Source organism: Ornithinimicrobium carbonis (assembly GCF_977012275.1).
This window is the reverse complement of sequence record NZ_OZ348993.1, coordinates 2929906-2954318: the sequence shown is the minus strand read 5'-3', so window position 1 is coordinate 2954318 and position 24413 is coordinate 2929906. Positions and strand designations below refer to the sequence as shown.

Below are 24413 nucleotides of genomic sequence, written 5' to 3'. Positions count from 1 at the left end.
GGACCGCTCAGACGACCCGCTCGAACACCGCGGCCAGGCCCTGCCCACCGCCGATGCACATGGTCTCCAGGGCGTAGCGACCCTCGCGGCGGTGCAGCTCCTGGGCCAGCGTGGCCAGGATGCGCGCGCCGGTCGCACCGACCGGATGGCCCAGGGAGATGCCCGACCCGTTGGGGTTGAGCCGGTCCCAGGTCGAGGGGTCGCGCATCCCCCACTCGGTGAGCACGGCCAGCACCTGCGCGGCGAAGGCCTCGTTCAGCTCGATGAGGTCCAGGTCGTCCAGGGTCAGCCCGGCCCGCTCCAGCGCGGCCGCCGAGGCGGGGACGGGGCCGATGCCCATCGTCTCGGGGGCGACGCCCGCCACGGCCCAGGAGCGCAGCGCCAGCAGCGGCGTCAGTCCCCTGGCCTCGGCATGCTCCCGCGTGGTCACCACGCACAGCGCCGCCGCGTCGTTCTGCCCGCTGGCGTTGCCGGCCGTGACGGTCGCCCGGTCGTCCTGGCGGCCCATGATCGGCCGGAGCCCGGAGAGCACCTCGAGGGTGGTGTCGGGGCGGATGTGCTCGTCGGTGTCCACGACCGTGGTGCCCTTGCGGGTGGTCACCTCGACCGGGACCATCTCCTCGGCGAAGCGGCCCTGCGCCTGGGCGGCGGCGGCGAGCCGCTGGGAGCGCACCGCGAACTCGTCCTGGGCCTCCCGGGAGATGGAGTACCCGCGGCGCAGGTTCTCGGCCGTCTCGATCATGCCGCCGGGAATCGGGTGCCTCTCGCCGCCGGCGGTGGAGCGCGCCCGGGCGAGCCGGTCGGTCAGCTCGACCCCGGTGCCCCTCACCCCCTGGCGCAGCAGCGCGTAGTGCTCGACCTGGCTCATCGACTCCGCTCCCCCGGCGACGATCAGCCTGGCCCCGCCCGCGGCGATCTGCGAGGCGGCGGTGAGCACCGCCTGCAGGCCCGAGCCGCAGCGGCGGTCCAGCTGCATGCCCGGCGCGGAGTCCAGCCCCACGTTGAGCGCCAGGATGCGGCCCAGGGCGGGGATCTCGCCCGAGGGGTTGGCGTTGCCGACGATCACGTCGTCGACGTCCCCGTCCTGCAGGCCGGTGCGCTCCAGCAGCGCGGTGAGCAGCTGGGTGCCCAGGTCCGCGGCCGACAGGCCGGCCAGCGCGCCCAGGAAGCCGCCGACGGGGGTGCGCAGGGGGGAGCAGACGACGATCTCGGTCACGGGTTCTCCTCGGGTCGGGGTCGGGGTCGGGGTCGGGGTGGTCGGGGGTCAGTCGAGCCGGTCGGCGGCGACGACGCCGCGCAGGACCGCGCTGGAGGCGCGGCGGGCCGTGCGGGCGACGTGCGGGTCGGCGGCCTGGGCGATCTGGCCGAGCAGGTCCACGACCTGCTTGCAGCGGCGCACGAAGTCGCCGGCCGAGAGCGAGCCGTCGCGCAGCACCTCCTCCAGGCCCCGGCCGGAGGCCCACCGGTGCACCATCCAGGCGATCCCCGGGTCGGGCTCACGGTCGGGCTCGAGCCGGTGCTCGACCTTCAGGGTGGAGACCTCGCGCCAGATCGCGCCCATCTCCCCCAGGGACTCCTCGACCTCCACGCCCGGCATCCGCGTCTCGCTCACGTCGTCGCCCCGGGCCTCGTGCACGAGCGCGGAGACGACCGCGGCCAGGTCGGCCGCGGACAGCCGCTGCCAGCTGCCGCGGCGCAGCGCCTCTGCGACGACGAGGTCCAGCTCGGTGTAGATCCGCCGCAGCCGCTGCCCCTCCTCGGTGACCTCCTGCCCGTCGGCCGTGAGGTAGCCCAGGGTCGAGAGCAGGTCGCAGATCCGCTCGAAGGTCTTGGCCACGGTGTTGGTCCGCTCCGACACCCGGCGCTGCAGGTCGTCGGTCTCGCGGCGCAGCTGCCACCACCGGGCGGCCCAGCGGGCGTGCTCCTCCCGGTCGGGGCAGGAGTGGGAGGGGTGGGCCCTCAGCTGCGCGCGCAGCTCGTCCAGGCGCGTCTCGAGCGAGGAGGGGTATGCGGTGCCGCAGGCCCCCGTGTCGCCGTCGCCGTCCTCGGACGACCGCCCGCGCCCGCGGGAGCCGTTGCGCCCCGGGACCGGCTCGTGGACCTTCTCGCGCAGTGCCGAGGCCAGGTCCTTACGAGCCCTCGGGCTGCGCGCGTTGAAGTGGGAGGGCACCTTGAGGGTCCCGATGATGTCGGGCACGTCGCGGAAGCCGGCGACGGTGAGGGTGTGCAGGCTGCCGTTGGAGGTCAGGGCGGTCGGCTCGCCGGAGCCCTTCGCCCGGGAGGTGGGCAGGACGACCGCCATCGTGCCCTTGCGGGAGCCCTCCAGCCGGACCACGTCCCCCACCGCCAGCTCGTCGAGCGCGACCGCGATGTCGGCCCGGCGCGACGCCTGCCGACGCCGGGCCTGCTTCTTCTCCAGCTCGCCCAGCTCGTGCCGCAGCCGGCCGTACTCGCGGAAGTCGCCGCGGTCGCAGGCCATCGCCTCCTCGTAGCCGTCCAGGGCCTCCTGGTTCTCCTTCGTCCGGCGGGTCAGCCCGACGACCGAGCGGTCGGCCTGGAACTGCGCGAAGCTGCTCTGCAGCAGCTCGTGGGCGGCCGAGCGGCCGTACTGGGCGACGAGGTTGACGGCCATGTTGGAGCTGGGCCGGAAGGAGCTGCGCAGCGGATAGGTCCGGGTCGAGGCCAGGCCGGCCACGTCGAGCGGGTCGACCCCCCGCCGCCAGAGCACGACGCCGTGCCCCTCCACGTCGATGCCCCGTCGCCCCGCACGGCCGGTGAGCTGGGTGTACTCCGCCGGGGTGACCGGCGCGTGCGTCTCCCCGTTGAACTTGACCAGCTTCTCCAGCACCACGCTGCGGGCCGGCATGTTGATCCCCAGCGCGAGGGTCTCGGTCGCGAAGACAGCCCGCACCCGCCCGGCGGTGAACAGCTCCTCGACGATCTCCCGGAACAGCGGCAGCATGCCCGCGTGGTGCGCGGCGAAACCCCGGGAGAGCCCCTCGACGAAGTCGTGGTAGCCCAGCACGCCCAGGTCGGCCGGGTCGACCTCGGCGATCCGCTCGGCGACGAGCTCGCGGACGCGGCGGCCCTCCTCCTCCGGGACGAGCCGCATCCCCCGGCCCAGCAGCTGACCGACGGCCGCGTCGCAGCCGGCGCGGCTGAAGATGAAGGTGATCGCCGGCAGCAGGCCCTCGCGGTCCAGCCGCTCGACGACCTGGGCCCGGCTGGCCACGCCCCCGGGCAGGCCTCCGCGCTCCGTGACCGGCACAACGTCGTCGGTGCGGCGGCCACGGTCGGCGCGCTCCTCTCGCTCGGCGCGACCGCGACCACCTCGTCCCCCGCGCCGGTCGTCGCGGCCCCGGTGGTCGGCATACCGACCCCGCACCGCTCCCCGACGGCCGCGGGGTCCCCCGGCGTCCTCCCGGCTCCACCCGGTGGAGCGCTCGGCCTGCTCGATCCGCTGCAGGAGGGCGGGGTTGACCCTGGTGCTGCCCTCGGCTCCGCCGTCGGTGACGAACAGGTCGTACAGCTGGGTGCCGACCAGCATGTGCTGCCACAGCGGCACGGGGCGGTGCTCGGCCACGATGACCTCGGTGTTGCCGCGGACGGTGCGCAACCAGTCGCCGAACTCCTCCGCGTTGCTCACGGTGGCCGACAGGGAGACGACCTGCACCGACTCGGGCAGGTGGATGATGACCTCCTCCCAGACGGCGCCCCGGAAGCGGTCGGCCAGGTAGTGCACCTCGTCCATCACGACGTAGCCGAGGCCGGTGAGGGTGGGCGAGGAGCTGTACATCATGTTGCGCAGCACCTCGGTCGTCATGACGACGACGGGGGCCTCCCCGTTGATCGAGGAGTCGCCGGTGAGCAGACCGACGTTCTCCACGCCGTGCCGGGCGACGAGGTCGTGGTACTTCTGGTTGGACAGCGCCTTGATCGGCGTGGTGTAGAACGCCTTGCGCCCGGTCTCCAGGGCCAGGAACACCGCGAACTCCCCCACGACCGTCTTGCCGGCCCCCGTCGGGGCCGCGACGAGCACGCCGGATCCCTCCTGCACGGCCTCCAGGGCCTGCACCTGGAAGGGATCGAGGTCGAACCCGAGACCGTCGGCGAAGCGGCCGGCCGCCGAGGCCTGCCGGGCGGCCCGTGCGCGGGCCTGGGCGTATCGCTCTGCGGGGCTGGCCATGGCCCCAGGCTATGTCAGGGCGGGGGCGACGACCTGCAGGGCCGACGGCACCACCCCCACGGTCAGCGGCAGCGGGGCGAGGGCCTCGCCGTCACCGTGGGCGAGCACGTCGGCCGGTCCCTCGATGCGCACCCGCGGGGTCCGGCGCCCCTGCACCTCGGGCATCCGGGTGTGCCGTCCCGCGCGGACCGCGCGCAGCAGGGTCAGGGCGCGGCGCGGTGAGAGGGGTCGGATGACGACCAGGTCGAGCAGGCCGTCGGCCGGGTCGGCGTCGGGGGCCACCAGCAGACCACCGCCGACGAAGGGCATGTTGGCCGGCACCACGACGAGGGCGTCCAGCTCCTCGGTCGCCGGCGCGCCCGCGTCGGACGTGACCGTGAGCCGGTAGCGCAGCGGCGGCGTCCGGGGCAGGCGGGCGATCTCCACCAGCGCGGCGACCGTGTAGCTCAGGGCACCGAGGCGCCTCGGCAGCAGGGTGGCCCGGTGCGCGATGCGCGCGTCCAGCCCCGCGTTGACCGACCCCAGCACGTGCCGGTCGAGCTCGTCGACGCGCAGCACGTCCACGGTGCGGCGGTGGCCGCCGACGAGGGTCTGCAGGGCGCCCGCGGCGTCGAAGGGGATGGAGAGCGAGCGCGCGTTGTCGTTGCCGGTGCCCGCCGGCAGGATCCCCACGGCCGTGGAGGTGCCGACGCACAGGTCGGCGGCCAGGCTGACGATCCCGTCGCCGCCCGCGACGACGAGCACGTCGACGCCGTCGGCCACCTGCGCCCGGCAGCGGTCGAAGGCCTCCTCACGGGACCCGGCGGAGATCTCGACGACGTCGTGCCCCTGGGAGCGCAGCCGGACGACCGCCTCGGCCCCCAGGGCCGCCGCGCCGCCGCGCCCCGAGCGCCGCCCGTGCGCGACGGCATACCTCATGTCAGGGGGGTGGCCTCCCCGGGCGACAGCTTGGCGTAGCGGTCGGCCGGGTCGTCGCCGCGCCGGCGCCGCCGCCGCTCGAGGAGGAAGGCGACACCCACGGCGCACCAGAAGAGGAAGAAGACCGGGGCGGCCATGGCCAGCATCGTCCAGGCGGAGGGGTCGGGGGTCATGAACGCGGAGAAGACGAGGATGGCGAAGAGGGTGACCCGCCAGCTCTTCAGCATCGCCCGGGCCGAGAGGATTCGCATCTGGTTGAGCGCGACCAGGACCACCGGCAGCAGGAAGGCCAGCCCGAAGGCGAGCATGAAGTAGAGGACCAGGGAGAGGAACTCCGACATCCCCTGGATGTTGGCCACGCCCTCGGGCGTGAAGCTGAGCAGGATGGCGACCAGCCGGGGGAAGGTGAAGGCGGCCAGGCCGGCGCCGGCGAGGAAGAGCGGGATGCTGATGAAGAAGTAGACCAGCGCGATCCGCTTCTCCGGGCGGGTCAGACCCGGTAGCAGAAAAGCCCAGACCTGCCACAGCCATACCGGGCTGGCCAGCAGGATGCCGCTGAAGATGGCGACCTTGAGCTGGGTGGCGAACGGCTCGGTGATGTTCTGGAAGCGCAGGGTGACCAGCTCGTCCCCCCGTTCCTCGGCGACCCGCTGCACGGGGGCCGCGACGACGTCGATGATGTCCTGGTACCAGTACCAGCCGACGACGCTGAGCGCGACGACGGCGATCGTGGAGATCAGCAGCCGGTTGCGCAGCTCACGGAAGTGCTCCCCGAGGGACATCCGTCCCTCGGGGTTGGTGGACCGGCGACCGCGGGCCACGGGCGGGTGCTGCGCCTCGATCGCGACGCGTCAGACGCGCGGGCCGCGGTCGTCGCGACCGTCGGGTTCGCCGTCGCCGTCGCGCAGCTCGCGGTACTCCTCGCGGGCCGTGTCGCGGTACCGGTCGCCGTCCCGGGTGCCGCGGTCGTCGCGGGGGGCACGCCCGGCGACGTCGTCGTCCCCGCCCGGCAGCGCGCTGTCCTGGGACCGTCCCTTGCGGGCCTCGTTCTCGTCCTTCATCTGGTCGACCTCGGACTTGAAGACCCGCATCGACTCCCCCAGGCTGCGGGAGACGTTCGGCAGGTTCTTCCAGCCGAAGAGCAGGACGAAGGCGACGATGAGGACGACGATGTGCCAGATCTGGATGCGCATGGTGGGTTCCCCTTCCGGGAGCGGTCACGGCGCCGGGCGCGGTCGTCCGTCAGTCTATCCGCGTCGCCTCCCGGTGCCCGACCATCGCCTCGCGGGCTTCCCGGGCCACGTCCTCGACGACGTGCGCGGGAGCGGTGACCCGCACGGCCCCGGCCTCGCGCCGGACCAGCCGGTGCAACCAGGCGGGGTCGGCGACCGGCAGGACCACCTCCAGCACCCCGTCGTCGCGCCGCGCCACCTCCTCGACCGGGAAGGTCTCGGTGATCCACGCGGCCCGCGGATCGACCTCCAGCTGCACGCGCAGGTCGTCCGGCGCCGCCCGGTAGACGCCGGACCCCAGGTCACGCGGCGCCAGGTCCGCCGGCGGGGTGCCGTCGACGTCGAGCACCTGCAGGTCCTCGACCCGGTCGAGGCGGAACAGCCGGACGCCGCGCGCCCGGTGGCACCAGCCCTCCAGGTACCAGCGGCCGTCGACGGCGGCGACCCGGATCGGGTCCACGTCGCGCTCGGTGGTCTCGTCCCGGCTGGCCACGGTGTAGCGCAGGTGCACCCGGCGGTTCCCGGTGATCGCCCGGCGCAGCCGGTCGGCCAGCTCCGGCGGCAGGGGCTGGTCGAGGGTGACCTGCAGCTGGTCGGCCGAGGCGGCCGCGTCGCCGGCGGCGGTCTCCAGCTTGGTCAGCGCCCGGTCGATGGCGTCCCGGTCGGTCAGGCCCGGGGTGTCGGCGAGCGCCCGCAGGGCGACGATGAGGGCCAGGGCCTCGTCCCGGCCCAGCCGCAGCGGCCGGGCGATGGTGTCGGCGTTGGCCACGTGCACCCGGCCGTCCTCCCAGGAGGCCTCGATGAGGTCGTCGGGGTAGTGGCCGGGGAGACCGCAGACGAAGAGCAGCTGCAGGTCGTCGACGACCTGGTCCACGCTCGTGCCCAGCTGGTCGGCCGCCTCGGCCAGGTCGATGCCCTGCCGGTTGAGCAGCCACGGCACCATCGTCAGCAGCCGGCCCAGCCGGCTCGTGGCGCTCTCGTAGGTCACCATCAGGCCCCCGTCCCCCCGTGCGCTACGACGACAGCAGCCAGCGCGGCGACCACCTGCCCACGCACCTCTTCGGGCGCCACGACCCGCACGTCCGGACCTGCGGCGACGACCTCTTGGACGAGGGAGGCCGTGCCGGAGACCTCCACCCGCAGCTCGTCCCACCCGTCCTTGCCCGGCACGACCTCGCCCCGCCGGCGCAGCGAGGAGGCGCTCCCCTCACGCACCCGCAGCACCACCTCGGTGCGCTCCCCCGCGTCGTCGGCGTACGCGGTGCGGATCATCGTCCGGGGGTCGTGCTCGGCCGGCACCGCGAACGCGCCGGCCCGGCCGGTGCGCCGGGGGGCGCCGACGACCCGGTCCAGCCGGAAGACCCGGGGGGCGTCGCGGTCGACGTCGTGCCCGGTGAGGTACCAGCGACCGTGCCAGCTGGTCAGCCCCCACGGCTGGACCCGGCGCACGACCGCCCGGCCCTCCCCCGCGCGGCGGTAGTCGAAGGTCAGCGCCGTACGGGTCAGGACCGCGTCGCGGACCGGGTCGAACGCGGGCTCGGTGGTGTGCAGCAGCGGCTCCAGCCCCGCCACCGAGGCCTCGTCGCGCATGAGGCCGGCCGCGTCCAGCTTGCGCAGGGCCTGCGCCGCCGGACCGGCCAGGGAGGCCTGTGACCACATCCGGCTGGCCAGCCCCAGGACGGCGACCTCGTCCGGCTCCAGCTCGATCTGGGGCAGGGCGTACTCGCGCTGGTCGATCCGGTAACCGGGCTCGTCGTCGAAGAACGGGTCGATCGGCTCGGTCCGCAGCGGGATCCCCAGGGCGCGCAGCTCGTCCTTGTCGCGCTCGAACATCCGCTCGAACGCCTCGTCGCTGCCGGCCGCGTAGTCCGGGACGGCCAGCCGGATCCGCGCCCGCGACAGCGGCTGCCGGGTCGACAGCAGGGCGAGAACGAGGTTGAGGAGCCGTTCGGTCTTGGCCGCGGCGGGGCTGGGCCCCTTCTTCGCCGGGGTGCTGCGGGACGCCATGGCCGACACGCTACTCGACACCTGTACGAACACCCACCGGGACCGGAGCGCCCGGGACGACGTCGTCGGTCCCACCAGGCGGTCGTTCCGCAGGGGGTGGCCGTCGTGACCACTAGGCTGCCTGCGTGATCCGGTGGCGGGAGGGCGTGGTGCGGGCGACCGGCCCGGGGTGGTCGGGCGTGCTCCTCCTGGACGTCCAGACACCCGACGGTGACAGCCTCCGGGCGCTGGCCTACCCCGACGTCGTGGGGACCCCCCGGACCGGGGACCGGGTGCTGCTCAACACGACCGCTCTGGACCGCTCCCTGGGCACGGGCGGGCTGGCCCTCGTGGTCGCCGTGCCCGACCGTCCGCAGGCCTGGCCCGCCCGGGAGGTCGAGGAGCCCGGGCACCTCGTCAAGGCGCGCTACACCCCCCTGCAGACGATGGTGCTGGGGGTCGACGACCCGGAGGGCAGGCACCACGGGCGTCTCGCCGACGCCGACGACCTCGGGGGTATGCCGGTGGTGGCCGCCGACCTGCACTCCGCGCTCCCGGCGGTGCTCGCGGGGGTCGTGCTCGAGGACGCGGACCTGCGGGTGGTCTACGTCATGACGGACGGCGGAGCTCTGCCGGCGGCCTACTCGCGGACGGTGGCGCTCCTGCGCGAGCACGGTCGGCTCGAGGCGGTGGTCACCGCCGGACAGGCGTACGGCGGCGACCTCGAGGCGGTCACCGTGCACAGCGCCCTGCTGGCAGCCCACCACGTCGTCGGCGCCGACCTGGTGGTCGTGGCCCAGGGCCCGGGCAACCTGGGGACCGGGACCCGGTGGGGCTTCTCCGGGGTCTCGGCCGGCGAGGCCCTGAACGCCGCCGCCGTGCTGGGGGGCCGTCCGGTCGCCTCGCTGCGCGTCTCCGAGGCCGACCCCCGGACCCGCCACCGCGGCCTGTCCCACCACAGCGCGACGGCATACGGCCGGGTCCTGGCCCACCCCGCCGAGGTGCCCCTCCCCTCCGGTGCGACCGGAAGGAGGAGCACCGACGACTGCCTGGCCGACGTGCGGACCGCCGTGGACGGTCTCGTCCGGACCGCGCCCCACCTGAGGCCGGTGGACGTCCCGGTCGACGGAGTCCTGGACGCGCTCACCGGGTCGGCGGTCCCGCTCTCCACCATGGGCCGGGGCCTTCAGGAGGACACCGCCTCGTTCGTGGCCGCCGCGGTGGCCGGACGCAGGGCGGCCACCCTGGCGGCCTCGGGGTGACCGGCGTGCTGGGCGTGCCGCCCGCCCTGAGCGAGCCCTAGTCTGGCGCGGTGGACACCACCGAGCTGCAGGCCCTGCTGGACCGGATCGTCGAGCGTGTGCGCGAGGTGGACGACGGCGAGCCGAACGAGCTGCCGGTGCACCGCGAGGCCGACCTGTCGCTCACCGCCCTGGCGCTCGTGGACAGCGAGGACGACCGGGTGGGGGCGGGCGACGCGGACGTGCCGTTCCCGGTCCAGTCGATGTCCAAGGCGTTCGCCTACGGGCTGGCGATCGACACCGTGGGTCTGGAGACGGTGTTCGAGCACGTCGACGTCGAGCCCTCCGGCGACGCCTTCAACCGGATCTCGCTGGAGGCCGGCGACCGGCCGGACAACCCGATGATCAACGCCGGGGCCCTCACGGTCCACGCCCTCCTGCCCGGGGAGACCGGCGAGGAGCGCTTCCGCGCCCTGCACGACCTGCTGTCCCGGATGGCCGGCCGGGACCTGGCGGTCAACGAGGACCTCGTCGAGCAGGAGCTGGACGCGGCCCACCGCAACCTGGGGATCGCCCACCTGCTCAAGGCCCTCGGCGTGCTGCCCGGCGACCCGCACGACGTCGTGGAGGGCTACACCCGGCAGTGCGCGGTCGAGGCGACGACCGTCGAGTTCGCCCGGATGGCGGCGACCCTGGCGCACGACGGGCTCGTCCCGGGCACCGAGGAGCGGGTCCTCAGCCCCCTCGCCGCCCGGCAGGTGCTGTCGGTGATGATGACCTGCGGGATGTACGACGACGCCGGTGAGTGGGTCACCGACGTCGGGCTCCCGGGCAAGAGCGGCATCGCCGGCGGCATCATCGCCGCGGTGCCCGGACGCTGCGGGATCGCCGCCTACTCCCCCCGGCTGGACACCCACGGCAGCTCGGTCCGCGGCATCCTGGCCCTGGAGCAGCTCTCCGGCGAGCTCGACCTGCACCTGCTGCGACCGGGGCTGGCCAAGGTCTGAGCGGCCGGTCCGAGGGATGGTCCGGCGGGCCGCGGGCCGCTGCCGGGCTGCTCGGTGCAGGATCCGCGCCCTGGCACAGGACACGCCACAACGGGAACGGCACGGTGCGCGACACGCCGGACCACGAGACCGGTCGGCACACGACACGCCACAACGGGCACGGCACAGTGCGCGACACGCCGGGCCACCAGGTCGGGCGGGACGCGACACGCCGGGTGGGACGCAGCGGCGCCCCGCCGGTCGGACCGACGGGGCGCCGCTGCGCGGAGGATGGTGCGGTCAGCGCACGTCGACGAGGTCGACGACGAAGATGAGCGTCTCGCCGCCCTTGATCGCGCCACCGGCTCCGCGGTCGCCGTAGCCCAGGTGGGGCGGGATGACGATCTTGCGGCGGCCGCCGACCTTCATGCCGAGCAGGCCCTGGTCCCACCCCTGGATGACCTGGCCCACGCCGACGGTGAAGTCGAGCGGCTGGCCGCGGTTCCAGGAGGCGTCGAACTCCTCGCCGGTGGACCAGGCCACGCCGACGTAGTGGGCCGAGATCTGCGAGCCGGCGGTCGCCTCGGTGCCCTTGCCGACCTCGAGGTCCTCGACGACGAGGTCGGTGGGCGGCGTGTCTCCGGGGAAGTCGATCTCGGGCTTGGCCTTCTTGACCTGGCCGAAGGGGGAGTCGGACATGCGGTGCTCCTTCGTGGGTGTCTCTGGGGTGGTGTGCCGGGATGGCGCGCTCGGGCCGCTCGGGCCGCCCGGGCGGGTCAGTAGGCGCCGAGGATGTCCACGACGAAGACCAGCGTCTCGCCGGCCAGCTCGTGCGCGGGCGCCGTGGTCTGGCTCTCGTCGTCCTGGTCCGGAGCCTCGCCGTAGGCCTGCTCGGCCGGGATGACGAGCAGCACGCGGGAGCCGACCGTCTGACCGACCAGGCCCTCGTCCCAGCCCTGGATGACCTGGCCGACGCCGATCGGGAACTCGGCCGGCTCGCCGCGGTCGTAGGAGTTGTCGAAGCCCTCGCCGTCGGAGAACTTCACGCCGGTGTAGTGCACCCTGATGGACTGGCCGGCCTTGACCTCCGCGCCCTCCCCCTCGATGAGCGGCTGGACGACGAGCTCGTCGGGCGCCTCGGCGTCGTCGGGGATCGTGATGGTGGCGGCGTTCTGGCCGTCGGCCTCGACCTCGACCAGCCCCTCCTCGGGCTCGACCTCCTCCCCGGTGGCCTCGGTGAGCGGTGCGGCGCTGTCGACGATCTCCATGTAGAACACCAGGGTGTCCTCGGCACCGATCCCCAGCTGGCTGTTGCCCTGGTTGCCGAACGCGGCGTCCGGGGGCAGGGCCATGAGCAGGCCGTCGCCGGCCCGACGTCCGGGGAGCTCCTCGAGGAAGGCCGGGAAGAGCAGCTCGTTGGACAGGTCGAGGGTGACCGGGTCCTCCTGGGCGAAGGTGGACAGCACCTCCTCGCCGTTGGTGCCGTTGACGCTCAGGTAGCGCACCCGCACCTCGTCGCCCTCGGCGACCTCGTCGCCGTCGCCCGCCTCGACCTCCTCGACCTGGGTCTGCGCGACGGCGAAGGGCAGCTCACCCTCGGCCAACGGCTCGCCGTCGCGGGTGATCTGCGGCGCGTCGCCGGAGGTGTCCACCGCGAGCTCGGACACGTCGCCCGTCGGGGCGGCCGAGGTGGCGGCGGCATCGTCGCTCTGGCCGGCGCCGTCCGTCCCCCCGTCCGTGGAGCAGGCGGACAGGAGCAGCAGCGGGGCGGCGGCGAGGGCCACCATCCGCAGTCGGGGAGAGCGCACGCGCGTTCCTTCACAATCTCGGGTAGGGCGGGAGGCCCGCGGCGGTGGCCGCGCGACCGGTGCAACCGGGCAAGCGTAACCATCTGAACCTGGGTGCCCGGTGGGAGCGCCCTGGGCGGCCGCGTCCGGCCGCACCACCGAGCGGCGCCCCTCCCCGGCCCGGGCCGGTCGCTACACCCCGCGCACGGTGGGGGTGTCGGCCGTCCGCCCGGCCCGCCGGATCGACTCGATGAGCTCGTCCACCTGGGCGTCGACCGCGGAGAAGGGGTCCTTGCAGACGACCGTGCGCTGGGCGGTGTCGTTGAGCTTCAGGTGCACCCAGTCGACGGTGAAGTCGCGCCGGTGCTCCTGGGCGACGCGCACGAACTGCCCGCGCAGCCAGGCCCGGGTGCGGGGCGGCTCGTGCATGGCCGTGGCCACCCGCTCCGCGGACACGACGGTGCGCGCCCTCCCCTGCCGCTCGAGCACCGACATCACCCCCCGGCGCGGGTGCACGTCGTGCCAGGCCAGGTCCAGCTGCAGCAGCCGGTCGTCGTGCAGCTCCAGCCCGTGGCGCGCGGCATACCCCTCCAGGAGGGTCTTCTTCATCACCCACTCGATCTCGGTGTCGACGAGGGACAGGTCGTCGCTCTCGACCGCCCGCAGGGTGCGTTCCCACAGCTCGAGCACCTCGCGGTGAGGGCTGGCGTCCGCCAGGCCGGCGCCCTCGGCATACCTGCGGACCAGACCCAGGAAGGCGGTCTGCATGTCCAGGGCGCTGATCGTCCCGCCCCGGGCCAGCTCCAGCGGCCGGCGACCGCTCCGGTCACGGCTGACCTCGCGGATCGCCTGCACCGGGTTGGCCAGGAACATGTCGGGCACGATGGTCCCGGCCTCCACCATCCGCAGCACCAGGTCGGTCATCCCCACGCGCACCATCGTCGTGGTCTGGCTCATCGTGGAGTCGCCCACGATGACGTGCAGCCTCCGGTAGCGCTCGGCGTCGGCGTGCGGCTCGTCGCGGGTGTTGATGATCGGTCGGGAGCGCGTCGTCGCCGAGGACAGCCCCTCCCACACGTGGTCGGCCCGTTGGGAGACCAGGAAGGTGGCCCGCTCCCCCACCACGTGCAGGCGCCCGGTGCCGCTGACCAGCTGGCGGGTGACGAGGAAGGGCACGAGCGGGTCGGTGATGCGCTCCAGCCGGGGCGTGCGCCGGACGAGGTAGTTCTCGTGCGAGCCGTAGGAGTTGCCTCGGGAGTCGACGTTGTTCTTCAGCACGTAGACGGTGGCGTCCATCCCCTCCTCGGCCAGGCGCTGCTCGGCGTCGTCCGCGAGGTCCTGGACGATGAGCTCGCCGGCCTTGTCGTGGGCGACCAGGTCCAGCAGGTCGGTGCACTCGGCGGTGGCGTACTCGGGGTGGGAGCCGACGTCGAGGTAGAGCCGGGACCCGTTGACGAGGAAGACGTTGCTGGAGCGCCCCCAGGCCACGACCTTGCGGAAGAGGTAGCGGGCGACCTCGTCGGGCGCCAGGCGTGGACCGGCCCGGAAGGTCGCGTTGACCCCGAACTCGGTCTCGATCCCCATCACCCGGTCGTCCACGGGCGCTACTGGCCACCCTTCTGGATGAAGCCGTGGACGAAGTCCTGGGCGTTGGTCTCCAGGACCCCGTCGATCTCGTCGAGGAGGGAGTCCAGCTCCTCGTCGCGGCGGGCGTCCAGGCTCCCGGTCTGCGGCGCGGCCGGGGCCGGGGTCTCCGGCTCGGGCGGGTCCTCGTCGCGACGGCGCGAGATGCGGTGCTGCTCGGACATGGGGCGATCCTCTCAGACGGTCTCGGAGGCCAGCTCGGTGAGCAGGCCGGCGGTGCGGGTATGCCGCTCCAGCAGCGGCCCGGTCCGCTCCCGGGTGGCGGTGGCAGGCTCGGGCGTGCGGACCCGGTGCCGGCGCCCGCCCTCGTCGAGCATCACCACCGAGTCCCAGGAGGCGGCCGGGACGTCGCCGTACGGGCCGTAGCGCCGCACGCACTCGCCCCGGAACCAGGCCCGCGTGTCGGACGGCGGCTCGGTCACGGCCGCCTCGACGAGGTCCTGCGGCACCAGCCGCTCCAGCCGCCCGGCGGCGCGCAGCCGCTGGGCCAGGCCCCTCTCCGGGTCCAGGTCGTGCCACTGGATGTCCATCGCCGCCAGGCGGTGGTCCTCCCAGGTCGCTCCGGCGCGCTCGCGGTAGCGCTCCAGGAGGGACAGCTTGGCGACCCACTCGACCCGGTCGGCGCACCGGGCGGGGTCTGCCCGCAGGTCGTCGAGGACCTCCTGCCACCGGGTGAGCACCTCCACCGTGGCGGCGTCGGGTCCGGCGCCCCCGTCCTGGCCCGCCCACGCGTCGTGCCCGGAGCCCGCGGCGAGCCATACCGCCTCCAGGTAGGCCTCCAGCAGGTCGGGGCCGGTGAACCGGCGGCCGTCGACGGTCTCCACGGTGGTGGACAGGGTGGGGTCGTGCGAGATGTCCTTGACCGCCCGGACCGGGTCGACCAGGTCCAGCTCGGGGAGCAGTCCGGGAGAGGTCTCCAGGAGGCGCAGCACGGCCGAGAGGGACCCCACCGCAAGGTAGGTCGTCACGTCGGCCATGGTGGCGTCCCCGACGATGACGTGCAGCCGGCGGTGCCGGTCGGGGGTGGCGTGGGGCTCGTCGCGGGTGTTGACGATCGGGCGGCGCAGCGTGGTCTCCAGCCCGACCTGGGCCTCGAGGTAGTCGGCCCGCTGGCTCAGCTGGAACCCCGCGCGCTCGCTGGCCTGGCCCAGCCCCACACGGCCCGCTCCCGCGATCACCGGCCTGGCCACGAGGAAGGGGATGAGGTGGCGGGCGATCCGGTCGAAGGGCACGCTGCGGGGCACCAGGTAGTTCTCGTGGGTGCCGTAGCTGGCGCCCTTGCCGTCGACGTTGTTCTTGTACAGCCGCACCTGGGCGCCCTGCTCGGCGAGCGTGCCGACGGCCGCCCGGGCGACCAGCTCACCCGCGCGGTCGTAGCGCACCGCCTCCAGCGGGGAGGTCACCTCGGGCGAGGAGTACTCCGGGTGGGCGTGGTCGACGTAGAACCGGGCGCCGTTGGAGAGCACCGTCGTGGCGATCGTCGGGTCCTCCACGTCGGTCAGCTGGGAGACGTCGGCCAGCGCCCGCGCCATCTCGTAGCCTCGCGCGTCGCGCAGCGGCGTCTCGTCGGCGTAGTCCCAGCCCGCCGAGGGCGGCAGCGCCGCGCCCGGGCCCGCGCCCGCCGCGTAGGCCCGCACCACCTGGCCGGAGAGGACCATCGGACTCAGCGGGCGTCCCTGCCCGTCGACCTGGGTGCTGGTGATGCCCAGCTCGGTCTCGATCCCCACGACCCGCAGCACGCTCACCCGGCCACCCTAGGCCTCCCCGCCGCCGGCGGTGCGTCCCAGGTCGATCCGGTCGAGCACCTGCTGCAGCAGGGCGCCGTACTCCCGGACGACCGCCTGCGCGTCGGTGCTCCCGGGGTCCAGGAGCCGGAAGGCGCGCACGCCGGCCGCCAGCCCCAGCATGAGGCAGGCCGCCTCGTCGGCGTGCCGCCGGCCCTCCCCGTCCGTGGGGAAGCGCCGCAGGAAGCGGTCGCGGAACTCCGCCCGGGCCGCCTCCGGGTCCGGTGCCTCCACGAGCAGGTAGAGGGCCCGCAGCCAGGGCTCGGCGGCCTCGTCGTCGCGCCGCTGCAGGAGCCGGGAGACGAGCAGCTCGCCGAGCCCCTCCAGGGGTACGTCCGGGGGCAACGGGGTCGGTTCGGCGGGGGTGGCGAGGGCGTACAGCTGCTCCTTGCTGCCGGCGACCTTCATGACCATCGACGGGGAGACGCCGGCCTGGGCGGCCACCTCCCGGATGGTCACGGTGGCGTAACCGCGCTCGCCGAAGAGCCGTCGGGCCACCTGCAGGACGACCTCCCGCGTCTGCGCGGCGTCCCCGGCGGGGCTCACCGTGCACCTCCGGCGGTCACCGGCGTCGACGTCTGCGCCGGCCGGCCCGCCGGGTCCGGGGAGGGGCCGGTGTCGACGCTGCCGCGCAGCACCGTCCCCACCCCGCGCGTCCCCGCCGGCACCTGCTCCTGGGGCCTGGGGACGCCGGTCTGCAGGTCCACGTCCAGGGTCGTCGACGTCGAGAGGACCGACAGCGCGCGCGAGCGTGCCCGGCCGCTGGCGTGGTCCACGACCGTCAGCACGTAGCGGCCCGGTGGTGGCAGCCCGATCTCGTAGCCGCCGTCGGCCTCGGCGTAGGAGGTGCCGACGTACTCCCCGGAGTGCTTGATGAGGGAGATCATCGCCCCGCCCACGGGCACCCCGCCGTCGGTGACGCGGCCGGACAGGAGCAGGCGCCGGGTCATCGTCACCGGCTCGGTCTCCCCCGCCTCCAGCGCCACGAGGCCGGACTGCGGGGCCCAGCCGTCGGCGGACACCACGAGCAGGTAGCGGCCCTCCTCGGGCAGGGCCAGCGCGAACCGCCCGTCGTTGTCGGTGCGGCCCCAGTCCACGTGGCGGCCGTCGGTGTGCAGGACGGTGGCCACGGCCTGGCGCAGCGGGCGCCCCTGCGGCGAGAGGACCCGCCCGCGCACGACCACCTCGGGCAGCTCGCCCTCGACCTTGACGTGGGTACGCTCCCCCGCCGGCGCCGGCACGCCCGTGCGGCTCGGTGCGCGCTCGCCCACCGGCACCGGCCGGCGGATGAACGCCGCGATGAGCGCACCCCCGAGGGCCGCGGCGGTGCCGGACCAGAAGACGACCTGGTATGCCGTGAACGTGGGCGCGGCCTCCCCAGACGGTGTCACCACCATGCCGGCGGCGAAGACGGCGGCCACCATGGCCGAGGCCGAGGACGTCCCGATCGAGCGCAGCAGCGTGTTGAGGCCGTTGGCCGAGGCGGTCTCGGTGATCGGGACGGCCCGCATGATGAGGGTGGGCATCGCGGCGAAGGCGAGCGCGGTACCGAGGGAGGCCAGGCCGGAGGTGACCATGACCTCAGCGACCGAGGAGTGCAGCAGGGAGCGGCCGATGAAGCCCACGGCCATGAGCACCGAGCCGCCGATCAGCACGATCCGCGGCCCGTGGCGGCGGATGAGGCGGGCCGACACCGGTGACATGGCCACCATGAGGATCCCGCTCGGCAGCATCCACAGGCCGGTCTCCACGACGGAGAGGCCGAAGCCGTAGCCGGTGCTGGCCGGCATCTGCACCTGCTGGACGGAGGTGAGGAAGTTGGCGAACATGGCGAAACCCACGAGCACCGAGGCGGAGTTCGTCAGCAGCACCGTGCGCCGCATGGAGGTGCGGATGTCGACGAGCGGCTGCCCGGCACGCAGCTCCCAGGGGACCCAGGCGGCCAGCACGAGGCCGGCGGCGGCGAGCATGCTCAGGGTCAGCGGCGAGGCCCACCCCCACGTCCCCGCCTTGCTGACGGCGAGCAGGAAGCAGGTCAGCGCCACCGACAGCAGCACCGCTCCGACGTAGTCGAACCGGCCGCGCGTGCGCACCGTCGACTCGGGCACCACGAGGAGCACCGCGACCAGCATGACGACGGCGAAGCCGCCCGAGACGTAGAAGAGGGCGTGCCAGTCGAAGTTGTCGTAGATGATCCCGGCGAGCGGCATCCCCACCGCTCCCCCGATGCCCAGCGTCGCCGACATGAGCGCCACCCCGGACCCGACGCTCTCGGCGGGCAGGTGGTCGCGCATGATGCTGATCCCGACCGGGACCAGGCAGGCCCCCAGGCCGGCCAGTCCGCGTCCGAGCACCACGACGGCCAGGCTCGTGCTCAGCGCGGCGACGACCGAGCCGAGGATCACCGCACCCATGCAGACGACCAGCATGAGCTTCTTGCCGAACATGTCGGCCAGGCGGGAGACGATCGGCGTGCCCACCGCGGCGGTGAGCAGCGTGATGGTGACCAGCCAGGAGGCGTTGTCGCTGGTAGTGTCCAGGATCGCCGGGAAGTCCGGCAGCAGCGGCAGCACGAGCGTCTGCTGCAGCGACACGAGCGTGCCGCACAGGGCCAGGACCGTGATGACGAGGCCGGTCGAGGGTGGCAGGCGGGTCTGCTCGACCCCCGGTGAACGCATGTTCACCATGCTAGCCGCTGCGACGGGCCCCCACCGCCGCGTCGACCGCCCGCCAGCCCAGGATCCCGGCCGTCACGAGCCCGGTGGCGACGAGGACGAACGGCAGCGCGGTCCCCTGGCCACCCGCCAGCCGCAGCAGCATGCCCACGACGAGGACGGAGAGCGCGACGACCGTCCCGTCGAGCCACCACACCCGCCGGTCGGCCGGCTGGCGGCGCACCGCGATCCAGCCCACGGCCAGGCCGACGAGGAAGGGCCACGCGGTCTGCAGCACGCCGAGCACCGAACCGTCGAGCTCGTGGCTGCGTCGGCCCGCGGCCGCGAAGATCAGGACGACCCCCAGGTCGAGCCAGAAGGCGTGGCGCCTCAGCACGCTCCCGGCCCTCAGTGGTAGTGCGCCGGAGGCTCGGGGTCGACGGCGCGGCCCGGGGAGGTGCCCGTGCTGTCGCCGACGAGCGTGCGGATGTAGCTGATCCGCTCGCCCTTCTTGCCCGAGATCCGCGCCCAGTCGTCGGGGTTGGTGGTGTTCGGCAGGTCCTCGTTCTCCTTGAACTCGTCCAGGTAGGCCCGGTCCAGGTGGGTGGCGCGCAGGCCCTCCTGGCCGTGCGTCAGCAGGTCCTTGATCGCCAGCTTCTTCGCCCGGTCGACGATGTTGTGCACCATCGCCCCGGAGGCGAAGTCCTTGAAGTAGAGGACCTCCTTGTCGCCACCGGCGTAGGTCACCTCCAGGAAGGCGTTCTCCGGGCGCACGGCATACATCCGTCCGACGACCTCGTCGATGAGGGCGGACACCGTGGCCTGCCGGTCTCCCCGGTGGGCGGCCAGCTCGTCGGGGTGCAGCGGCACCTCCGTCGTCAGGTACTTGGTGAAGATGTCCCGTGCACCCACCGCGTCCGGGCGCTCGATCTTGATCTTCACGTCCAGACGCCCGGGTCGCAGGATGGCCGGGTCGATCATGTCCTCACGGTTGGAGGCGCCGATGACGATGACGTTGTCCAGGCGCTCCACCCCGTCGATCTCCGCGAGGAGCTGGGGCACGATCGTAGTCTCCACGTCCGAGGACACCCCGGACCCGCGGGTGCGGAAGAGCGATTCCATCTCGTCGAAGAAGACGACCACCGGGTCGCCGTCGGCCGACTTCTCCCTGGCCCGCTGGAAGATCGAGCGGATGTGCCGCTCGGTCTCGCCGACGTACTTGTTGAGCAGCTCCGGTCCCTTGATGTTGAGGAAGTAGGCGCGCGAGGACTCCTCGGTCGTCCCCCGTCGCTCGGCCGACTGGCGGGCGAGGGAGGCGGCGACGGCCTTGGCGATGAGCGTCTTGCCGCAGCCGGGCGGCCCGTAGAGCAGCACGCCCTTGGGCGGGCGCAGCTGGTGGGCCTCGTAGAGGTCGGCGTGCAGGAACGGGAGCTCGACCGCGTCACGGATCTGCTCGATCTGTCCGGCGAGCCCGCCGATGTCGTCGTAGGAGATGTCCGGCACCTCCTCCAGGACCAGCTCGGCCACCTCGGGCCGCGGGATCCGCTCGGTGACGAAGCCGCTGCGGGGGTCCAGGAGCAGCCCGTCGCCGATGCGCACCGGTTCCTCCCGCAGGGACCCGGCCCGCCGGCACACGCGCTCGTCCTCGCCGCGCACGATCACCACGACGCGGTCCTCGCCGAGAAGCTCCTTGCAGACGACCACCTCGCCCGCCCGCTCGTAGCCGCCGACGCCGACCACGGCCTGCGCCTCGTTGAGCAGCACCTCCCGACCGGGTCGGAGCTCCTCGGTGGAGATCTCGGCGGTCACGTGGGTACGGACCCGGCGCCCGGCGACGGCGACGTCGACGGTGCCGTCCCCCACGAGGCGCAGCACCTGGCCCAGGCTCAGGGGCGGCCGACCCAGCGCGTCCAGGTCCTCGCGCAACCCGCTGATCTGCTCCTTGGCGGTGCGCAGGGTCGAGGCCAGCTGGTCGTTGTGCGCCTTGAGGTCGCTCAGACGCGAGGAGAGGGACTGCACCTGCTGCTGCAGGTGACGCTCCCGGAAGGGCTGCTCGCTCACTCGTGCTCCTGTCCGGTGGGGACGACGGGGTCGCGCCGGTCCGCGGTCGCCTGCGCCTCGCGACGGGTGCGTCGTAGGCGCTTGTCGGACACGGGCCGTTCCCCGAGCTCCTCGGGGGTCCACTCGCCCTCGTCCGCGGGGACGTAGTCCTCGCCGTAGGCACCCTTGGCCGGCCGGCGCCTGCGCAGCGGGGGGGAGGTGTCCGGAGCGAGGCGACGCACCGTGAGAAGGAACCCGGTGTGCCCGTGCATCCGGTGCTGCGGCCGGACCGCGAGCCCCTCGAGGTGCCAGTCGCGCACGAGGGACTCCCAGGCCTGCGGCTCCGTCCAGCCGCCGTGGGTGCGCGCGGCCTCGGCGACACGGGAGAGCTGGGTGGCCGTGGCGACGTAGCAGATGAGCACCCCGCCGGGGGCGAGGGCGTCGCCGACGACGTCGAGGCACTCCCAGGGGGCGAGCATGTCCAGCACCACCCGGTCCACGGTGCCCGGCTCGACGGCGTCGGGCAGGGTCTGCACGAGGTCGCCGACGGTGACCGTCCAGGCGGGGTGGTCCTGGCCGAAGAAGGCCCGCGCGTTGGCCCGCGCGATGTCGGCGAAGTCCTCCCGGCGTTCGATGGACAGCAGCCGGCCGGAGTCCCCGACCGCACGCAGGAGGGACAGCGACAGGGCGCCCGAGCCGACGCCGGCCTCCACCACGGTGGCTCCGGGGAAGATGTCGGCGTAGGTGACGATCATCCCCGCGTCCTTGGGATAGACCACCTGGGCGCCGCGGGGCATGGAGAGCACGTAGTCCGACAGCAGCGGCCGCAGGGCGAGGTAGTCGGCCCCCGAGCTGTGACGCACGACGCTGCCGTCGGGGGCGCCGATCAGGTCGTCGTGCTTCAGGTGGCCGCGGTGGGTGTGGAAGTCCTTGCCCGGCTCCAGCGTGATGGTGTGCAACCGCCCCTTGGGATCGGTCAGCTGCACGCGGTCGCCGGGGCGGAAGGGGCCTCGGCGCAGGTCGGCGCCGGTCGCAGGGGTGCTCACCCGGCCAGTCTACGAGCGCGGACGCGGGGCTCCGGTCCGGTCCAGGTCGCCCGCCAGCACGGCCCCCCAGGGCCGGCCGTCCTCCTGCAGCAGGCCGATGACGGCGGACCCGGTGCGCCCCATCACGGCGAGCACGTCCTCGAAAGGGGCCCCGGGGTCCATCGGTACGGCCCACCCCTCCGGCAGACGCACGGCCACCGCGGACACCGGCGTCGACGCCCACGCCTCCTGCGGCACGCGGCGGACGGAGGACGGGTGGACGATGCCGTCCACACCCCCGTCGCGGTCCTGGGTCAGCCACAGCCCACCCTCGTCCCAGGCCAGCTGGGAGAGCAGGACGTCGGGCCGGACCACGCCCACGCGTCGGGCCACCTGGCCCACCCGGACCCGGGCGGCGGCCATGCCCCGGCGGCCGGCTCCGACCGCCGCGCTCGCGCCCTGCCAGATGAAGCCGGCCAGGAGCAGCACCCAGAGCACCCGGAAGAGACCCGGTCGCTCCCCCTCCAGCAGCAGCGGCGAGAACGCCCACAGGACGCCGATCACCACGACGCCCCGCCCGGCCCAGCCCGCCACCAGCGTGCCCAGGTGTCGGTCCCCGGTGAGGCGCCAGACCAGAGCCTCGAGCAGGAAGCCTCCGTCCAGGGGCAGCGCGGGGACCAGGTTGAAGACCGCCACGACGGCGTTGGCCCAGGTGAAGGCGAGTGCCAGCAGGAGGGCGACCCCTCCGTCGAGCACCTGGAGCAGGCCCCAGCCGAGCACCGCGAGCACGGCGTTGGCCAGGGGCCCCACGACGGCCACCGCCGCGCTGCCGCCGGGGGTCCCCCCGGCGCCGTCGTGCGCGGTGTGCCCGCCCCAGAAGTCGGCGACGATCCGGTGCACCCGGTAGCCGACCCGTTGGGCCACGAGGGCGTGGGCGGCTTCGTGGGCGAGCACGGAGACCAGCAGGAGCAGGGCGTAGGACCCGGCCACGAGGTAGGCGAGCGCGCCCAGCTCCGGAAGGCTGCGCTGCACCGACGGGCCGAAGAGCGCCACCATGACGAGGGCGATGAGCACCCAGCTGCGGCCGAGGTAGACCGGCACGCCGGACACCGAGCCGATGCGCCATCCGCCGACCGTCGCTGCCATGGCGCAAGGGTAGGGGGCCGGACTGACAGCGACCTGCGCCCGCGGCGACCGGGCGACCTGGGTCGGTGGGAACCGTTGTCGGTGACGGCACCTACAGTCGGGGCATGGAGCCCACGCTGTCCCCGTCCCGGGCGGCCGACTTCCTCGTGTGCCCCCTGCTCTACCGGTTCCGCACGGTCGACCGCTTGCCTGAGCCGCCGTCGGCCGCCGCCGCCCGGGGGACGCTCGTGCACGCCGTCCTCGAGCGGGTCTTCGACCTGCCCGCCGACCGCCGCACCCCCGAGGAGGCCGCACGGCTCGTGCCCGTGGAGTGGGAGCGCATGCTGGCCGAGGAGCCCGGCCTGCGGCAGGTGGTGGCGGATGACCCGGCCGGCGTGGGGTCGGCCGGGACCGACCCGGGACCGACCCGGTGGCACGCCGCAGCCGTCCGGCTGGTCGAGCGCTGGTTCACCCTCGAGGACCCGCGGCGCCTCGAGCCCGCCGGGCGGGAGCTCTACGTGGAGGCCGACCTGGTCGACCTGACCCTGCGCGGTTACGTGGACCGGGTGGACCGGGCACCGGACGGCCGGCTGCGGGTGGTCGACTACAAGACCGGGCGGGCCCCGTCGCCGACGTCCGAGGGGGCGGCCCTCTTCCAGCTGCGCTTCTACGCCCTGGCCCTGTGGCGGTCCACCGGTGTGCTCCCGGCCCGGCTGCAGCTGGTCTACCTGGGTGACGGCGTCCTGCTGTGGACCGACCCGACCGAGCACGAGATCCTCGCCACCGAGCGCAAGGTGCGGGCGTTGTGGCAGGCCATCGACCTCGCCGACCGCACCGGCGACTGGCGACCCCGTCCGTCCCGGGCCTGTTCCTGGTGCGCCCACCGGGCCCTGTGCCCGGCGTGGGGCGGCACCCCGCCCCCGGTGCCCTCAGCCCAGGGGTCCGCCGTCGTCCCGTCGACGCAGGTAACGCTCGAACTCCCGGGCGATCGCGTCCCCTGAGGCCTCCGGCAGGTCGGCGGCGTCCTGGGACTCCTCGAGCTGGCGCACGTAGTCGCGCACCTCGTCGTCGGTGGCAGCCAGCTCGTCGACGCCCCGCTCCCAGGCACGGGCGGCCTCGGCCAGGCCGGAGTCGTCGATGACGCAGTCCAGCAGCTCCTCGAGCTGGCCCAGCATGGCCAGCGAGGCCTTCGGGGACGGCGGCCCGCCGGCGTAGTGCGGGACGGCGGCCCAGCAGGACACGGTCGGCAGGTCCGCCTGCCGCGCCTCGTCCGCCAGGACTCCGACGATGCCGGTGGGGCCTTCGTACGTGCTCGGCTCGATGTCCTCGTGCGCGGCCCGCAGGTCGGGGTCCTCCGAGGACAGGCCGACCGGGATCGGCCGGGTGTGCGGCACGTCGGCCAGCATGGCGCCCAGCAGGATCAGCAGCTGGGCCCCCTCGTGCAGCGCGAACCCGAGGATGTCGGCCGTGAAGTGCCGCCAGCGGATCGACGGCTCGATCCCGTGGATGAGGATCACGTCCCGTCCCGAGGGCGTGCCCTTGGCCAGAAAGACCCTGGTCGTGGGCCAGCGCACCACCCGACCCTCGTCGGTGCCGAGGACCTGCGGACGGTTCACCTGGAAGTCGTAGTAGTCCTCGGGGTCGACGGCCGCGACGAGCTCGGCCCCCCACACGTCGACCAGGTGCTCGACGACGCCGGAGGCGCTCTCCCCCGCGTCGTTCCACCCCTCGAAGGCCGCGATGACGACGGGGTCCACGAGGTCACCCGTCTCGCGCAGCTCGATCATCGACATGCTCCTCCTCGG

22 protein-coding genes are annotated in these 24413 nt (G+C 74.0%); 3 read left to right on the top strand and 19 right to left on the bottom strand.

The window, feature by feature from the left end; genetic code table 11:
• Positions 1-7 precede the first annotated feature (7 nt).
• The 7 genes from ACWHYA_RS13515 to ACWHYA_RS13485 are packed head-to-tail and all read right to left on the bottom strand — an operon-like array spanning position 8 to position 8343.
• Positions 8-1216, bottom strand: coding sequence for an acetyl-CoA C-acetyltransferase (locus ACWHYA_RS13515; RefSeq protein WP_425942575.1), 1209 nt, complete (start codon positions 1214-1216; stop codon positions 8-10).
• Positions 1217-1264: 48 nt separating this feature from the next.
• Entirely contained in the window at positions 1265-4186 is a 2922-nt protein-coding gene (locus ACWHYA_RS13510) for a DEAD/DEAH box helicase (RefSeq protein WP_425942574.1), read from the bottom strand.
• A 9-nt stretch (positions 4187-4195) separates the two neighbouring features.
• On the bottom strand, positions 4196-5104 hold the full coding sequence (locus ACWHYA_RS13505) for a diacylglycerol/lipid kinase family protein (protein WP_425942573.1): 909 nt from the start codon (positions 5102-5104) through the stop codon (positions 4196-4198).
• A complete protein-coding gene (gene tatC, locus ACWHYA_RS13500) occupies positions 5101-5925 on the bottom strand; it encodes a twin-arginine translocase subunit TatC (RefSeq protein ID WP_425942572.1) in 825 nt (274 codons plus the stop codon). The genes ACWHYA_RS13505 and tatC overlap by 4 nt, the downstream gene beginning before the upstream one ends.
• 30 nt (positions 5926-5955) lie before the next feature.
• Positions 5956-6297 (bottom strand): Sec-independent protein translocase subunit TatA, encoded by a 342-nt coding sequence (locus tag ACWHYA_RS13495; RefSeq protein WP_425942571.1) that lies wholly within the window; start codon positions 6295-6297, stop codon positions 5956-5958.
• 49 nt (positions 6298-6346) lie between these two features.
• Positions 6347-7327, bottom strand: coding sequence for a helix-turn-helix transcriptional regulator (locus ACWHYA_RS13490; protein ID WP_425942570.1), 981 nt, complete (start codon positions 7325-7327; stop codon positions 6347-6349).
• Positions 7327-8343, bottom strand: coding sequence for a helix-turn-helix transcriptional regulator (locus tag ACWHYA_RS13485; protein WP_425942569.1), 1017 nt, complete (start codon positions 8341-8343; stop codon positions 7327-7329). Before ACWHYA_RS13485 ends, ACWHYA_RS13490 begins: the two co-directional genes overlap by 1 nt.
• 125 nt (positions 8344-8468) lie before the next feature.
• Here ACWHYA_RS13485 and ACWHYA_RS13480 point away from each other — a divergent pair, with 125 nt between their 5' ends.
• Together ACWHYA_RS13480 and glsA are read left to right on the top strand one after the other, a co-directional pair.
• A complete protein-coding gene (locus ACWHYA_RS13480) occupies positions 8469-9584 on the top strand; it encodes a DUF3866 family protein (protein WP_425942568.1) in 1116 nt (371 codons plus the stop codon).
• A 50-nt stretch (positions 9585-9634) separates the two neighbouring features.
• Entirely contained in the window at positions 9635-10570 is a 936-nt protein-coding gene (glsA, locus tag ACWHYA_RS13475; protein ID WP_425942567.1) for a glutaminase A, read from the top strand.
• Between the two features lie 279 nt (positions 10571-10849).
• Here the strand turns inward: glsA and ACWHYA_RS13470 are convergent, their stop codons facing one another.
• The 11 genes from ACWHYA_RS13470 to ACWHYA_RS13420 all read right to left on the bottom strand — a co-directional run bounded on the left by ACWHYA_RS13470 (position 10850) and on the right by ACWHYA_RS13420 (position 22629).
• Positions 10850-11248 carry an FKBP-type peptidyl-prolyl cis-trans isomerase gene (locus ACWHYA_RS13470; protein WP_425942566.1) on the bottom strand — a complete coding sequence of 133 codons (399 nt, stop codon included), beginning with the start codon at positions 11246-11248 and terminating at the stop codon, positions 10850-10852.
• A gap of 77 nt (positions 11249-11325) precedes the next feature.
• Positions 11326-12357, bottom strand: coding sequence for an FKBP-type peptidyl-prolyl cis-trans isomerase (locus ACWHYA_RS13465; RefSeq protein ID WP_425942565.1), 1032 nt, complete (start codon positions 12355-12357; stop codon positions 11326-11328).
• 171 nt (positions 12358-12528) lie between these two features.
• Complete coding sequence (gene pafA / locus ACWHYA_RS13460) at positions 12529-13935, bottom strand: Pup--protein ligase (protein WP_425942564.1); 1407 nt, start codon at positions 13933-13935, stop codon at positions 12529-12531.
• Positions 13936-13940: 5 nt separating this feature from the next.
• Positions 13941-14144, bottom strand: a complete 204-nt coding sequence (locus ACWHYA_RS13455; RefSeq protein WP_425942563.1) for a ubiquitin-like protein Pup — start codon at positions 14142-14144, stop codon at positions 13941-13943.
• Between the two features lie 12 nt (positions 14145-14156).
• The gene (gene dop / locus ACWHYA_RS13450; protein ID WP_425942562.1) at positions 14157-15725 is read right to left on the bottom strand and encodes a depupylase/deamidase Dop; all 1569 of its coding nucleotides are present in this window, start codon (positions 15723-15725) and stop codon (positions 14157-14159) included.
• 9 nt (positions 15726-15734) lie between these two features.
• Positions 15735-16310, bottom strand: a complete 576-nt coding sequence (locus ACWHYA_RS13445) for a TetR/AcrR family transcriptional regulator (protein ID WP_425942561.1) — start codon at positions 16308-16310, stop codon at positions 15735-15737.
• A complete protein-coding gene (locus tag ACWHYA_RS13440; RefSeq protein ID WP_425942560.1) occupies positions 16307-18442 on the bottom strand; it encodes an MFS transporter in 2136 nt (711 codons plus the stop codon). Before ACWHYA_RS13440 ends, ACWHYA_RS13445 begins: the two co-directional genes overlap by 4 nt.
• A gap of 10 nt (positions 18443-18452) precedes the next feature.
• Positions 18453-18815, bottom strand: coding sequence for a DUF3054 domain-containing protein (locus ACWHYA_RS13435; protein ID WP_425942559.1), 363 nt, complete (start codon positions 18813-18815; stop codon positions 18453-18455).
• Positions 18816-18826: 11 nt separating this feature from the next.
• Entirely contained in the window at positions 18827-20479 is a 1653-nt protein-coding gene (gene arc / locus ACWHYA_RS13430; RefSeq protein ID WP_425942558.1) for a proteasome ATPase, read from the bottom strand.
• Complete coding sequence (locus ACWHYA_RS13425) at positions 20476-21504, bottom strand: tRNA (adenine-N1)-methyltransferase (RefSeq protein ID WP_425942557.1); 1029 nt, start codon at positions 21502-21504, stop codon at positions 20476-20478. The genes arc and ACWHYA_RS13425 overlap by 4 nt, the downstream gene beginning before the upstream one ends.
• Before the next feature lie 9 nt (positions 21505-21513).
• Positions 21514-22629, bottom strand: coding sequence for a site-2 protease family protein (locus tag ACWHYA_RS13420; protein WP_425942556.1), 1116 nt, complete (start codon positions 22627-22629; stop codon positions 21514-21516).
• A 104-nt stretch (positions 22630-22733) separates the two neighbouring features.
• Between ACWHYA_RS13420 and ACWHYA_RS13415 the strand changes: the two genes are divergently transcribed.
• A complete protein-coding gene (locus ACWHYA_RS13415; RefSeq protein WP_425942555.1) occupies positions 22734-23609 on the top strand; it encodes a RecB family exonuclease in 876 nt (291 codons plus the stop codon).
• Here ACWHYA_RS13415 and ACWHYA_RS13410 read toward each other — a convergent pair.
• Positions 23538-24395, bottom strand: a complete 858-nt coding sequence (locus ACWHYA_RS13410; RefSeq protein ID WP_425942852.1) for a PAC2 family protein — start codon at positions 24393-24395, stop codon at positions 23538-23540. The genes ACWHYA_RS13415 and ACWHYA_RS13410 overlap by 72 nt on opposite strands.
• Positions 24396-24413 lie beyond the last annotated feature (18 nt).

Coding starts and splice junctions, on each gene's coding strand:
- ACWHYA_RS13510 (WP_425942574.1), bottom strand. CDS start 4,186: ATGGCCAGCCCCGCAGAGCGATACGCCCAGGCCCGCGCACGGGCCGCC.
- ACWHYA_RS13505 (WP_425942573.1), bottom strand. CDS start 5,104: ATGAGGTATGCCGTCGCGCACGGGCGGCGCTCGGGGCGCGGCGGCGCG.
- ACWHYA_RS13495 (WP_425942571.1), bottom strand. CDS start 6,297: ATGCGCATCCAGATCTGGCACATCGTCGTCCTCATCGTCGCCTTCGTC.
- ACWHYA_RS13490 (WP_425942570.1), bottom strand. CDS start 7,327: ATGGTGACCTACGAGAGCGCCACGAGCCGGCTGGGCCGGCTGCTGACG.
- ACWHYA_RS13485 (WP_425942569.1), bottom strand. CDS start 8,343: ATGGCGTCCCGCAGCACCCCGGCGAAGAAGGGGCCCAGCCCCGCCGCG.
- ACWHYA_RS13470 (WP_425942566.1), bottom strand. CDS start 11,248: ATGTCCGACTCCCCCTTCGGCCAGGTCAAGAAGGCCAAGCCCGAGATC.
- ACWHYA_RS13455 (WP_425942563.1), bottom strand. CDS start 14,144: ATGTCCGAGCAGCACCGCATCTCGCGCCGTCGCGACGAGGACCCGCCC.
- ACWHYA_RS13440 (WP_425942560.1), bottom strand. CDS start 18,442: ATGCGTTCACCGGGGGTCGAGCAGACCCGCCTGCCACCCTCGACCGGC.
- ACWHYA_RS13420 (WP_425942556.1), bottom strand. CDS start 22,629: ATGGCAGCGACGGTCGGCGGATGGCGCATCGGCTCGGTGTCCGGCGTG.
- ACWHYA_RS13415 (WP_425942555.1), top strand. CDS start 22,734: ATGGAGCCCACGCTGTCCCCGTCCCGGGCGGCCGACTTCCTCGTGTGC.
- ACWHYA_RS13410 (WP_425942852.1), bottom strand. CDS start 24,395: ATGATCGAGCTGCGCGAGACGGGTGACCTCGTGGACCCCGTCGTCATC.